Genomic DNA, 13,758 nt, shown 5'->3' on the forward strand with positions numbered 1-13,758 from the left:
GTAAAGACTAATAGCTCCCTGCCTTAGACTACCGAGAAGAGATTTCGAAGGTAGCGAGCGTAGCTCTGAGGGGTTGGGGGTGGTTGGATAATTCAAAACTATGAAAACATCTCCCTACCCTCCTCAAGGAGGTAATCTTCTTATATTCTTTACTCCTTGATAAAAGCCTTAAAACAAAAACGGCCTGCCGGTAAAACCAGCAGGCCGTTTTTATATAGATCAAAATACCTTAGTTCTTCACCATTTTTGTCTGGAAGAATTCTTTTCCGGTTTCGATAAGGATCATATACATACCAGCAGGTAAGCTGGAAACACGGTTGCTCAGTTTAGTTTGAACAGCATCCTGTGTACCCGTAACGTTCATTACTTTTCTGCCTTCAGCTGAGTAAACAACCATGGTAACTTTAGCAGTAGAAGCTACGCGCTCTGGCAATAACAATCTTACATTGCCACCATTTACAAGCGTAGGATATACACTGAACTGGCCTTTTGTACCATCTGCAATACCTGTTGGGGTGTCATTGGCTTCAATAGTCAGGGTGTACGTTTTAGCAGTTCCAATTTCAAGACCACTGCTTGCGCTCTTGATCTCGAATACAACCTGCTCAGCTTCTTCAGTGTCAGTATCATCTGTAATGTTTACCTGGAAAGAAACCGTTGTAGCATTGGCTGGTATAGTTACCGTAACAGCACCATTAGTAGCTCCAGTAATAGTATAGTCAGCAGTTGTAGCTGTTGCGCCAGTCATCGGTGCTATAGTTACCGTTTGCTCTGTTGCCGAAGCTACTGAAAGTGTAACTGATACATTAAACGAGCCTGCATCTTCTGCTTTGCTAGTGCTTGCTTCTGAGAATGTTACCGATGGCAACGCTGGGCTGGCAGTTAACATAAATCTTGCAGATACCGGTAAGTGATCAGAAGTAGTAGTTCTATAGTTCGTAATTATGTTCAGCAACTGCTCTTCAATAGCAGTTGAGCTTGCAACATACTCATCGTTAAGCTCAGAAGAGATAAAGATGTGATCCAGGAAGCTCTTAAGCGAACCAGACTCGTATGTGTTTTTACCGGCTACACTCAGGTCATAAGTAAGCGTTGTATAGTCAGAGCTTGCTACAAACATATCGAAAGAAGATTTCTGGTTTGTACCGACTACTGACACATCTACATCGTCGTTAAAGTCACCTAGCAGAATTAAATTTGCGTTACCGTATTGTGCATCCAATGAATCTTTCAGCACCTGGCCATCATATAAACGTCTTTGGTAATCTTGCGTACTGTTGTCGCCGTTAGCTTTGGCATGCAGGTTTACTACATTCAGCCTTTGCTTCACACCGTTTATTGTTGCATCAACCTCGATCATGTAAGGCAGGCGACCACTAGCCCAGAACAGTTCATCACCTGTTGGATAGTTAGCCAGGTCTGTGGTGCCAGCTTTGATATCAGCAAATAACTTAGAAAGCAGCACTTTGTCTTTTCTAACGGTTATAACAGATGGCTTGTAAAGGAAACCAACTTTCTGCTCGTTAGCTGCCTGCCAGCTCATTGTTCTCGAGATGTAAGTATAACCTGTAGCAGTAGCAAGCTGTTGCATTTTAGCTTCGTCAACCACTTCCTGTACACCGATTATGTCAGCATTAAGCTGCTCCAGTACTATTTTAGCGTTGTCGTACTGTAATTGGTCGTCTGTTGGGCCGGTACCGCTGGCACCAAACCATTCCATGTTCCAGGTTACAACTTCCAGGGTGTTGGCTTTAAGCAAAGATGAGCCTGAAACCATACCACGGGTAATTTCGGTTGCACCGCTTCTGAAAGTAATAGGCCCACTACTGATAAATGATGTAGTAGCAGGAGCAAAACGCACATAAATTTTATTGTCTGCAGCCGCTTCAGTTGCTGTATAATTCAAAGAAGCTGTGTAAGTAGTTCCATCTTTAGAAAGCTCGAAGTTAGCAGGAGCTGTTACTATCACCTCTTCAGTAAAACCAACGGCGCTAAACGTAAACTCCTGTGCTGCTGACGTACTGCCCTGAGCAGTTTCTGCAAAGTTAAGGAACAGGTTGCTTGTGTTCAGGTAATTGCTTACGTCTTCTACTTCAAAGTTATCAAGTGTCCAGCGTGGAGCTGCTTCGGTAGTTGAGGTGTAAACAAATGCAATGTAAGTGTTTGCTGATTTATAGTTCTGCAAACCAACGTTTTCCAGAAGTTTCCAAACATCTGCTTCGTCGGCAGGCAAAGAAACTAATTCAGTCCAGGTTGCAGCAGTTGGATCGCCAGCGCCGGTATAGTTTGTAGATACCATTACTTTAAGGGCATCGCCGGCAAACTTCGTTCTATAGTTTACATTAACTAAAGGAATATCATAACCCGAAAGATCAAGTTTTGGAGAGATCAGCCAGTCTACGTTAGCATTGTTGCCACTCGCAAAACCGCTCATCTGCACGGCGCCAGTCATTTTACCAGTTTCTGGATCATTAGTACCAAATGTAGTACATGCCCATGTCTGATCACCGGTTACGCTATACTGCATCCAGCCGCCTGTAAGACTCTCGCCGCTACATAAGTTAAAATCCTGGGTAAAAGGACTATGGCTAAATACAGTAGCATTAAGCTCTATAGTTGTAGCACCCGCACTTGTATGTGTAATTTTACCGCTTACAGAACCGAGAGTGGTTGGCGTAACTTTTACAAATACTTTAGCTTCAGATTGCAGTTCAGTAGCCGTATAAGTGATCTCAGAAGCAAAAGTACCATCTGCCGTTTTCGAGATCATGAAAGGAGCTTCGGCTGTTACAGTAACATCAGCAGTTAAATTCGATACTGTAAAAGTGTATTCCGATACCTTAGGGGTATTAATAAGTGTTTCGCCTAAGTTCAGGGAGCTAGGGGCAAAAATACCTGGTGTCGTGCTGTTAGATGCAAATTCAATTTTAAAATCATCGACAGAATAAATACCATCTGAACCAGTATTATCCGTATCAACCCATCTAATCCATAGCGTACTTCCAGCTGTCCAGTTTAAAGCAGTTAGATCAGCAGTAATATTAGCCTTATTTGCAGCATCGTTGCCATTTATAGCTGCTGCTGCAGTAGTTGAAGTTAATATCTCATTCAGATCTAGTTCTGTTTTAGCAGTCCAGGTAGCGTTCGGATCATTTAAAGCATTAGCATTTAAGCTATACTCAAATCTTACAACCTCGTTTTGTGTTGCATTGCTACCGCTTCTCCACTGTTCCATTACAGCTGAAATTTTCAACTGGTTTAAGGTACTGCCAGTGTTGTTAGTAAATGATGCACCCATAGCCGGTATTGTAGAGCCAGACGCAAGCGAACCCATTGCTCTATCAGTATCCAGACCTGCACTATACACTGCCCCTGAACTTGCACTACCATCTGTTGGAACAGGTGATAAAAAAGCCCCTACGTTAGATGCTGTAGAACCAGCAAAACGAAGCCCTGTCCACCCGGTTGGGTAGCCGGCACTTAAGCCATCAAAATTCTCCGAGTAAGGTGATTGCTGGAGATTTACCTGCCCCCAAGCTGTAGTGCTGCTAAAATAAGCGCAGCAAACCAGCACAAGAGCGCAAAGCTTTTGTAAATGTTTACTCATAATAAAGGTTGTATAGGTTGATTGATTGCATGAAGGAACATGCGAAAGCTATACCCTGTTTTTGAGCTGATACAAAGGCTAAGGTTTGTGTAGAGCTGACGCATAACACAAATCTAATAATTAAGCAGTTACTATATGTTATGGTTTTGTAAGATTATTATAGCAATATTAAGATTCACAGATAAAGCAAAACATTCATAAGAAAAGCACAAACTATAAATATTTGTTTGATGATATATATTTAAGGTTCCTTATACTTTTGTCAAGGCCTGCTCTAAGTCTTTTATAAGGTAATCCGCATCTTCGAGCCCGATGTAGAACCGAACAAGCGAGAAATGAAGACTGGATTTATAGTTGGTGGAATTGTAAGCCGCCGCCATCGGGTAGATCAAGGACTCGTGCCCACCCCACGAAGCCGCCATCAGGAAATGGTTTAAACTATCACAGAACAGGTCAACTTTCTTAATATCATCGGTGCGGAGCTTTATGGTAAATTGGCCGGTATTGCTGCGCAGTTGTTTTTTTGCAAGCTCGTACTGCGGGTTCGTTTCCAGGAAGGGATACAGAATTTGCTCTACTTTGGGGTGCTGGCTTAGGTAGGCTACTACTTTTTGTGTGGTGGCAGCTATGCGTTCCATGCGTACAGGCAATGTGCGTAAGCCGCGTATCAATAGCCAGGCATCGTTCGGAGAAAGAACAGCCCCCAATGTCATATATTCCTTTTCAAAAATTCGGTTTATAGTTTCGCGCTTCCCACATATAATCCCTCCCATCACATCCGAATGCCCACCAATGTATTTTGTACATGAATGCACCACCAGATCCACTCCCATCGCGATCGGGTTCTGGAAGAGCGGTGTAGCAAAGCTGTTGTCTATTATAGTGATGCAGTTATGCGCTTTGGCAATGGCAACTATAGCTTCAATATCCTGCAGCTCAAATGTAAAAGAGTTTGGGCTTTCCAGGTACAAAAGAGTGGTATTGGGCTTTAACGCATTTTTATAATTGGCAGCATCTGTTCCGTCTACCATCGTTACTTCTACCCCAAACCTTGGCAAAAAATCCCGCATCAGGGCATTGGTCCAGGAGTACGGTTTTTTAACGCAAACTACATGGTCGCCGGCCTTCACCTGCTAAAGCACTGCTGCCGATACAGCCGCTATGCCACTCCCAAATGCAATGGCATGCTCCGCTCCTTCCAGGGCCGCCAGTTTCTTCTCCAGTATAGTTACAGTTGGGTTATTGCCACGGGTATAGAAGTAAACTTCAGGCTCATGCCTCAGCATCTCCCGCATTACGGCTACGGTTTTGCAGGTAAAATTACTGGTTTGCACTATAGGCGGCGCTACGGCATTGTAGTACTTTTCACGCTCTTCGCCCAGCTCGTTAAGGATATAGGAAAGCTCCATATTTTGATGCATTTGTAGTTGGCTTTTTAATACTATACACACCTAACTATAGTTGCTTTCAGCTTCATTCACAGTGCTTTACATTCTATTTAAAAATTTCTAACCCATACACCACAACTACCTGAAAAACAGTAACTTAAATTCAATAATTAACTCTAAAAAACTATACTTTTTGCAACTGTTAACGACTCCAGAATGTTTACTATACATGAAAGAGAGAGAAGAAGAAAACGTTGTAGCATTGTACGCTGAAGAGCAGCAACCTGAGTCTCAGGAGTGGCAAAAATCCATACCTGCGCAAGTGTTTCTGAACTACTTTTTTGCGATAAATTATCATATCAAAAATACTAGCGGTAATGGGCTGGAACAACTCGCATTTTTTAGAGAGGTTAAGCCAGAACTTACCGAAAAAGATACTGAAGCCGTTAAGCGCTTACTGCTGAACAGCTGGAGTACCGAATATGCCTTGCGTGCCACGGCAGAACTTGGCGATGAAGCCTATATGCGTAATGCACTGCACTGGACTTTCCCGCAGGCTTACTATACAGTATTTGCTGGTCTGCAGGCTTTTCTGCGCACACGTGGCGTAAATACCAATAACGATGCCCTTGTATTGCGCGAAGCCGGACGTTTAGTGGTTAAGAATGCATACCCGCATGCTATCAGCTTTTATGCCTCCGGACATTACGATGACTTTAATGTGCACCGTTTGCCTTTGGCGCACTATAAACCAGGTTTGCAGATAGCTGGCAAAGAACTGGAAGCACAGGCACAGATCGGCCAGTTTTTAAGAACGACACGCCGCATGAAAGCTAAAGCCGTACGCCAGTTTGTACAGGGCAATGCAGCCACAGCTATTCGAAGTAGTAAGACTGGTGAAATTTTACAGAAGTTTGGCCCGCAGCACTGGCAGCAACTTACTTGGCGCATTGGTTATACAACCTTATTCGACCTGATGGCAAGACTGCGTATTTCCAGCTCGCACCGAGAGATAGAGCGTTTTGTGCAGGCTGAGATTGACTTTAAACTGTTCCATGAGTCGTTGCTGGAGATTGTGAGCTACCTGAACGGCATACACGAATGCTACGTGGCACAGGCCATGGGTTTACAACAGTATGAGGCCTTTGTACAGGAATTACCAAAGCACCTGCAAAACTCATTTGTTGCTGCCCGGCTTAAAGAACAGATCAAACCCCTGCTCCTACCCGGCGAAGAAGATTATCAACTGGGAGCAGCAGCATAAGCTTTTCCATTTTACTTATACCCTGAACTCCTGCAGGTTTATACCTGCAGGAGTTTTTTTATTCGACCAGAACTAAGATTTTTAAGATTTTATAGATTGTAGGGCCAGGCTATAGTTGCTGAACTATCGTTGAGAAGAATTAATGCTAATGTAGAGACGCAATACACTTTCCTTAAATCCTGATTAAAACTTTCAAACTTTTTAACCTTCTCAACTCCTAAACTCTCTAACTCCTAAACTCCCAAACTCTCACATTTATTCCTTAATTTTGCAGCTTGATTTTGAGACATCACTTTTAGTATAAAATCGCATGCAACTAAGCGAACAGGAACTGCGCCGCCGCCATGAGCGCGAAGAGCTGGAGAAAATGGGCATCAATCCCTATCCATCTGAAACATTTGACGTTACGGCTACTGCCAAGGAGATAAAGGAGAATTTCGATAAGGAGAAGAACAACTACCAGGAAGTAACGCTGGCCGGCCGCTTAATGAGCCGCCGCATTATGGGTAAAGCATCTTTCGCCGAGCTGATGGACAGCACAGGCCGTATCCAGATCTATGTATCCAGAGACGACATTGCACCAGGTGAGAACAAGGACATGTACAACACTGTGTTCAAGAAAATGCTCGACATCGGTGACTTTATCGGTATCAAAGGCTACGCGTTCGTAACCCAGGTAGGCGAGATTTCTGTTCACGTTACCGAGCTTACAGTTCTTACAAAATCGCTACGCCCGCTGCCTATAGTTAAGCGCGAGGTTGACGAGAATGGCGTGGAGCATGTTTACGATGCCTTCAGCGACCCTGAATTGCGTTACCGCCAGCGCTATGTTGACCTGATCGTGAACCCACATGTGCGCGACACTTTCAAGAAGCGTTCGCAGCTGGTTAGCACCATGCGTAATTTCTTAGGCGACAAAGGTTACCTGGAAGTAGAAACGCCAATCCTTCAGCCTATACATGGTGGCGCGGCGGCCCGTCCGTTTAAAACGCACCACAACACCCTGGACATGACGCTGTACCTGCGTATTGCCAACGAGCTATACCTGAAGCGCCTTATAGTTGGTGGCTTTGATGGTGTGTACGAGTTCGCTAAAGACTTCCGTAACGAAGGTATGAGCCGTTTCCATAACCCGGAGTTTACGGTAATGGAGCTTTACGTTACCTACAAAGACTACAACTGGATGATGGAGCTGGTAGAGGAAATGGTAGAGAAAGTTGCCCTTGCCCTGCACGGTAAAACAGAAGTTCAGGTTGGTGAGAACCTGATAAACTTTGCACGCCCATGGAAGCGCTACACCATGTACGAAGCTATCGAGCACTTTACAAAGATCGATATCTCGAACATGGAAGAGCCGGAACTACGCCAGGCTGCTCAGAAACTGGGCATCCATGTAGATCCAACAATGGGTAAAGCGAAGATCATCGATGAGATATTTGGTGAAACAGCTGAGCCATATTTGATTCAGCCAACTTTCATCACAGATTACCCTGTAGAAATGAGCCCGCTGGCCAAGAAGCACCGCAGCAAGCCAGGTTTAGTGGAGCGTTTCGAGGCAATTTGTAACGGTAAAGAAATTTGTAACGCCTTCTCGGAACTAAACGACCCTGTTGACCAGCGTGCCCGCTTTGAAGAGCAGCTGGAACTGGCAAAACGTGGCGACGTAGAAGCGATGGCGCTGGACGAAGATTTCCTGCGTGCACTGGAGTATGGTATGCCGCCAACTGCAGGTCTGGGGGTAGGTATAGATCGTTTAACAATGATCATGACCAACTCAAATTCTATACAGGATGTGCTGTTCTTCCCGCAGATGAAGCCGGAGAAAAAAGACGAGTAACTATAGTTTAACTATAAAACAAAAGCCCCTGCTAAACTATAGCAGGGGCTTTTTTGTAGTTCAGTATTTATTACAAACAACGCTGTGCATTAGTACCGCCAGTTGGTCCTAAAGCAGGATCGTTGTACATGCTGTTTACTTCGGAGCTGCTCTGGTTTGTAAGATTTTGGTAATGGTTAAACCTGTCTGGTTCGGAGTTGCTCTTGCTTGTCCAGGAGCTAACTTTATCTTTTGTACTGTTAAAGCTTTTGGTTACTTTACCCCCTAAACGCGATGCCGAATTAGCAACCTGCTTGCGCAGATCTTTGCCTTTTTCAGGAGCAAGCAATATACCAGCTAAAACGCCTACACTTGCACCTGCAATAACGCCTGCCATTATCTTACCACCAGAAACTCCTTCACGCTTCGATTCATAAGAAACGGACTTACCTTTTCTGCTGGTTTTGCCAGACCTTGTTCCGTAGTTAAGGTTATCTCTATCCCAATCGTCATTATAAGGTGTGCGGGCTGTGTGACTACCAGTTGTATGAGTTCCGGTTGTATGACTGTCGGTGCTGGCAGATGTTGTTAGATCTGATTGTCGCATCTGGCGCACACTGGCATTTGTATAGTTCGTTTTATCTTCTCCCAGAGTTCTGCATTCCAAGGTTGTTTTCATAGTTATGGGGTTTATAGTTTAATTAAAATTAGTAAACGCAGTACAGTACTGCCTTAGTATAAACGTAGGCTTTTGCCCTAAAGTTAGAAGCAACAGAAAAACAAAGCGCCTGCTCTATACCGAACAGGCGCTTTATAAAAGTACAAAAAAGGCTGTAGTTACCTCAGCAAGCCCGAAGGCTTAAACCACAAGCCATAGTATTGTACAGCGTTACTCTTTTAAGCGTTTCCGCCAGTAGTAGAACCACCAGTAGAGCTGTTGCCACCGGTTGTGCCAGTTTTCTGAGTGCCTGAAGTAGTAGTGCCAGAACCTGACATACCAGACTTCATTTCACCGAATTTATCCATAGCACCGGCTTTCATGTTTTTGATCTCTTCCAGGCCAGTCTGAAGATTTTTCTCCAGGTCTTTGCTCATTTTGTTTGCCCATTTTTTTACACTTGTTCTGGTAGCTTCACCAGTGTCAGGGGCCATCATTAAACCAGCAATAACACCAGCGCTGGCACCTGCCAAAAGAGCTAATATTACTTTACCGCTATTGTCCTTCATAGTCGTATTTTTATTTATGATTTATAAGTTTTTGCACACATATAGTATGTGTGTTTGATAACGTCTAAATATAGTATTTAGTTATATCTATAGTATAGAATATACGAATAGTTAATGTAAACAGACTAAAATATGCATCTGCTGTACGTTATCACAACTATAGGCTCTTACGAATATTATCAATCAGGCTAACGATGTCTTCTTTTGTCTTACCTAATTTAACCTGTAGTTTGCCAAACAGCTCATCTTCTTTGCCCTCGGCATAGGTCAGGTCTTCGTCGGTAAGCTCAGCGTAATTCTGCTTTAACTGTCCTTTTACATCGTCCCAGGAGCCGTGCATTACTAAGCTGCTACCTGGCTCAGTTCTGCCGGACCTCTCTAGTTTACTCATCCAGTTCTTCATGGTTTTTTCCATGTCTTCGCCAGCTTTTGTAAGGCTGCGCTTTACGCTGTCGCGTGTTGTTTGTCCGTTGTCCGGGGCCAGCAAAATACCTGCTACAATGCCCGCACCAATGCCTGATAGCGTCGCTAAAAGGATCTTTCCGTTCTTATCCATCTTTAATTTTTGTGAAGTTTAATGTATATGCGAAGGTGCCGGGCAAGCCGGCTATCTCCTACTTGAATTTAAAGGCGTATACTTTTACAATTAGTTGTAATTTCGCGCTTCAGTTTACATACGGTTACCTTACCGGTTAGTTAGCTAAACTATAGATACCGTAGTAACTGAGACCATTTTTATACTTACACAAAACCTTATACTATGAAAAAATCAGTAGCAACGCTCGCCATCCTTTGCCTAGGTGGTTTCTATGCCTGCAAAACCACCGAAGAGCAAACTGCCTGCATCGACCCTACAAAAATTAACCCCGACGCCATCTGTACCATGCAATACGACCCTGTTTGCGGATGCGACAACAAAACATATGGTAATGCCTGTGTTGCAGATAATGCCGGCGTTATGTCTTACACTAAAGGCGAATGCCCAACCAAAGAATAGGTCTACAGTTAGCAGCTAAGAAAGATGAGCGAGAAAAAATACATAAAGCAGACAAAGCCATTTATAGTACCAACCACTGATGGCAAACTGATAGAAGAACATTTCGGGCATGCCTCTACCCGCACCGATGCGTTTAGTGTAGCCCACATGGTAGCCCCACCACACTGGAGCGAACCACACCAGACCCCGGACTTTGACGAGATAACTATCGTTACCCGCGGCCGCAAATTAATTGAGATCAACGGCGAAGAAGTGGAAGTGAAAGCCGGTGAAACTATACTGATAAAAGCAGGTACCCGCATCCGTTACGCCAACCCTTACGACGAAGAAACCGAGTACTGGTCTGTCTGCATCCCAGCTTTCGATATCAACTCTGTTAATCGCGAGGACAGTTGATTTGGAGGTCCAACTATAAAAAAACCGCTGCTATAGTTTGGCAGCGGTTTTTTTATAGCATGCCGCCAGTTTGAGCGCAGTGGTAACTTGTGGCTTTACTTGAGGCCAGTTTGTAACTGCCTTTATACACAATTATAGTTTAGCCACCGCTGTTCCGAATTTGTAATCCGGAACCTATTAACTGCGGATTTGTAATCTGTTTTTTTTCAGTTGCTATCGCCGTTGCTATTGCGGATTACAAATCCGCGGATACTTTGCTTTCGGATTGCAAATCCGAAAAAGCACATGAAATTATAGTTTATGGTTTGCACGCCAGTTACAAACTGGCCTCAAGTAAAGCCACAAGTTACGCTGACGCTAAACTTTCGGCATATAATAACTATAAAACAAAAATGCCCGACTATAGTTAGCCGGGCATTTTTTATAATTCAGAATGAGAAGATCATTTTCAGATCATCCCATCTTTAAACTTTCAAATTACTTAGAGATCATCTCCACGATATCCTCAGAGATACCCATCGTTGAGAAACCACCGTCGTGCATTAAATTCTGCATGGTTACGTAACGGGTCAGGTCTGAGAACAGCGTTACACAGTAATCGGCGCAGGCATCTGCAGGAGCGTTGCCAAGCGGCGACATTTTATCAGCATAATCGAAGAATGCATCGAAACCACCAACACCTGTACCGGCTGTAGTTTTAGTCGGCGACTGAGAGATGGTATTTACACGGATCTTTTTACTACGACCTAAACGGTAACCATAATTACGGGCAATAGACTCCAACACCGCTTTCGCCTGCGACATATCGGTATAGTCAGGGAACACGCGCTGCGCTGCAATGTAAGAAAGCGCAACTATAGAACCCCACTCGCTCATGGCATCCTGCTTCTCAGCAACATGCATTACTTTATGGAAAGACAGTGCAGAGATATCAAGCGTTTTCAGGAACCACTCATAGTTCAGGTCGCCGTAAGACTTGCCTTTACGGATGTTCGGGCTCATACCAATAGAGTGCAGCACGAAGTCGATCTTGCCACCCAGTATTTCCTGCGCCTGCGTGAACAGGTTCTCCAGGTCTTCTACCGAAGTTGCATCAGCCGGAATGATCTGCGCGTTGCATTGCTCCGCCAGTTTGTTGATCTCGCCCATACGCATGGCAAGCGGTGCATTTGTTAATACAAACTCTGCTCCTTCTTCCTTCGCACGCATTGCTACTTTCCAGGCGATAGACTTTTCGTCCAATGCACCGAATATGATTCCTCTTTTTCCTTTTAAAAGATTGTAAGACATGTCTTTATCAAGTTATTTTTTGTTCCTTTTCAATATTTCCGCCTTCTAAACTATAGATAGCCGAAATGCGGCGGCAATATAGCAATATCTTGTTACAGTGAAAGCAACTCCTTCGCACTTTGATACGCATTGGCACTTGGGTTGGCACCGGCTATCATGTGAGCGATCTCGTTTACGCGCTCTTCGTCGTTCAGCTGTTTGATGCGGCTTATCGTTCGGTCTTCGCGGTCTTCTTTATACACAAAGTAATGGTAATCGCCTTGCGCTGCAATTTGCGGTAAATGCGAGATAGCAATGATCTGGTGTTTCTGTGCCATCTGCTGCATCATACGACCAACTTTTACTGCTACTTCACCCGAAATACCAGTATCGATCTCATCGAAAACTATAGTTGGCAGCGCGGTTTTATCAGCCAGCATATACTTTACACTTAGCATCAAACGCGAGAATTCACCACCCGAAGCAGCTTTAACCAGCGTTTGCGGCTGTGCACCTTTATTGGCACTGAACAGGATACTTATCTCGTCAGTACCAGTTGCAGTTGGCTGGGCTTCTTTATGCTGAATAACGATGCGGGCATTCGGCATACCAAGGTCCGCAACCAGGTTGTGTAGCTCCTGCTCAAATTTGGCAAACGAAGCCTGACGACGATCCGACAGTTCTTTCGCTTTTTTCAGTACTTCCTGGTACGCCGCATCCATTTCCTTTTTGGTTTTGGCGATGGCTGTATCCAGGTTAAGTACGTTGCCTACTTTGGTCGAAAGCTCTTCCTGTATAATTAGCAACTCAGTTATAGTTTGTACCTGGTGCTTGCGCTGCAGGGTATAGATCATGTTCAAACGCTCCTGTACTTCCTGGGTGCGTTGCGGGTCGGCTTCGGTCTTGCGCTCGGCATCTTCCAGTTCCCCGGCAATGTCGTTCAGTTCAATCAGGGCACTTTCAGCCCGGGTACGCAGTTCATCATACTTAGACGAAAACTGAGAAAGCTGGCCAATCAGGTAAGCGGTATCTTTTAAAGCAGAGGTAATATTAAAATCTGATTCTGTAAGGCTTTGCACGGCCTGTGTCAGTTTCAGTTTAATGTCTTCTGCATTCTCGAGTTGCTTCAGTTCTTCTTCAAGGCTTTCCTGTTCATCGGCCTGCAGGTTGGCTTCTTCAAACTCGTTCAGCAAAAACGTATTGTAATCAAGCTCCTTCTGCGACTGCGCCAACTGGTCTTCCAGCTTTTTATAGTCTGATTCCAGCTTTTTATAGTTGCGGTAGGTTTCGCTGTAGGCTTTCAGGTACGACAGGTTTCCGGCGTAGATATCCAGGGAGGTATTGCCCGCATAAATATCCAGGATGTTCAGCTGATAACTGGTATCGCCTAACTGCAACGTATCATGCTGCGAGTGTACATCCATCAGGTTCTCCCCTATCTTGCGAATCACATCCAGCGTTACCGGTGTATCATTTACAAAAGCTCTGGACTTACCACTAGGGCTTATCTCGCGGCGCAGGATACAAGTGTTATCAAAGTCCAGGTCTTCGGCGGAAAATACTTCCTGCAGATTATACTGCGAGATATCGAAAACGCCTTCTATCACACATTTCTGTTCCTGGTTAAAGAGCAGTTTGGTATCTGCGCGGTTGCCCAGCAACAGGCCAATGGCCCCCAGCATAATAGATTTACCGGCCCCGGTCTCACCGGTAATTATGTTCAGCACCGGCGACGGGTGCATCTCAAGCTGCTCAATTAAGGCGTAATTCTTTATTTTAAGGTCTATCAGCATA

At 44.4% G+C, this 13,758-nt stretch carries 10 protein-coding genes and 1 pseudogene; 4 read left to right on the forward strand and 7 right to left on the reverse strand.

Annotated elements, in window-relative coordinates; translation table 11 throughout:
- Positions 1 to 229: 229 nt before the first annotated feature.
- The gene (locus ABS362_RS02520) at positions 230 to 3,607 is read right to left on the reverse strand and encodes a T9SS-dependent choice-of-anchor J family protein (RefSeq protein WP_350410707.1); all 3,378 of its coding nucleotides are present in this window, start codon (positions 3,605 to 3,607) and stop codon (positions 230 to 232) included.
- Positions 3,608 to 3,858: 251 nt separating this feature from the next.
- Positions 3,859 to 5,028, reverse strand: a pseudogene (locus ABS362_RS02525) (trans-sulfuration enzyme family protein).
- A 196-nt stretch (positions 5,029 to 5,224) separates the two neighbouring features.
- On the opposite strand from ABS362_RS02525, the gene ABS362_RS02530 reads away from it, so the two are divergent.
- Together ABS362_RS02530 and lysS are read left to right on the forward strand one after the other, a co-directional pair.
- Positions 5,225 to 6,259: a hypothetical protein gene (locus tag ABS362_RS02530; protein WP_350410708.1), complete on the forward strand. Its 1,035-nt coding sequence runs from the start codon at positions 5,225 to 5,227 to the stop codon at positions 6,257 to 6,259.
- Between the two features lie 310 nt (positions 6,260 to 6,569).
- Positions 6,570 to 8,096, forward strand: a complete 1,527-nt coding sequence (lysS, locus tag ABS362_RS02535; protein WP_350410709.1) for a lysine--tRNA ligase — start codon at positions 6,570 to 6,572, stop codon at positions 8,094 to 8,096.
- Between the two features lie 70 nt (positions 8,097 to 8,166).
- On the opposite strand, the gene ABS362_RS02540 is transcribed toward lysS, so the two are convergent.
- The 3 genes from ABS362_RS02540 to ABS362_RS02550 all read right to left on the reverse strand — a co-directional run bounded on the left by ABS362_RS02540 (position 8,167) and on the right by ABS362_RS02550 (position 9,858).
- Positions 8,167 to 8,754, reverse strand: a complete 588-nt coding sequence (locus ABS362_RS02540) for a YtxH domain-containing protein (protein WP_350410710.1) — start codon at positions 8,752 to 8,754, stop codon at positions 8,167 to 8,169.
- 218 nt (positions 8,755 to 8,972) lie between these two features.
- The gene (locus ABS362_RS02545) at positions 8,973 to 9,302 is read right to left on the reverse strand and encodes a YtxH domain-containing protein (RefSeq protein ID WP_350410711.1); all 330 of its coding nucleotides are present in this window, start codon (positions 9,300 to 9,302) and stop codon (positions 8,973 to 8,975) included.
- Positions 9,303 to 9,459: 157 nt separating this feature from the next.
- Positions 9,460 to 9,858: a CsbD family protein gene (locus ABS362_RS02550; RefSeq protein WP_350410712.1), complete on the reverse strand. Its 399-nt coding sequence runs from the start codon at positions 9,856 to 9,858 to the stop codon at positions 9,460 to 9,462.
- Positions 9,859 to 10,062: 204 nt separating this feature from the next.
- Here ABS362_RS02550 and ABS362_RS02555 point away from each other — a divergent pair, with 204 nt between their 5' ends.
- Positions 10,063 to 10,299 (forward strand): Kazal-type serine protease inhibitor family protein, encoded by a 237-nt coding sequence (locus ABS362_RS02555; protein ID WP_350410713.1) that lies wholly within the window; start codon positions 10,063 to 10,065, stop codon positions 10,297 to 10,299.
- A gap of 24 nt (positions 10,300 to 10,323) precedes the next feature.
- Positions 10,324 to 10,695: a cupin domain-containing protein gene (locus tag ABS362_RS02560; RefSeq protein WP_350410714.1), complete on the forward strand. Its 372-nt coding sequence runs from the start codon at positions 10,324 to 10,326 to the stop codon at positions 10,693 to 10,695.
- A gap of 477 nt (positions 10,696 to 11,172) precedes the next feature.
- Here the strand turns inward: ABS362_RS02560 and ABS362_RS02565 are convergent, their stop codons facing one another.
- Both ABS362_RS02565 and recN read right to left on the reverse strand, forming a co-directional pair.
- Positions 11,173 to 11,985, reverse strand: coding sequence for an enoyl-ACP reductase FabI (locus ABS362_RS02565; RefSeq protein ID WP_350410715.1), 813 nt, complete (start codon positions 11,983 to 11,985; stop codon positions 11,173 to 11,175).
- Positions 11,986 to 12,077: 92 nt separating this feature from the next.
- Positions 12,078 to 13,757 (reverse strand): DNA repair protein RecN, encoded by a 1,680-nt coding sequence (recN, locus tag ABS362_RS02570; protein WP_350410716.1) that lies wholly within the window; start codon positions 13,755 to 13,757, stop codon positions 12,078 to 12,080.
- Between the last annotated feature and the right edge of the window lies 1 nt (position 13,758).

Source organism: Pontibacter populi (genome assembly GCF_040278685.1).
In the GTDB taxonomy this organism is placed as follows: Bacteria; Bacteroidota; Bacteroidia; order Cytophagales; family Hymenobacteraceae; genus Pontibacter; species Pontibacter populi.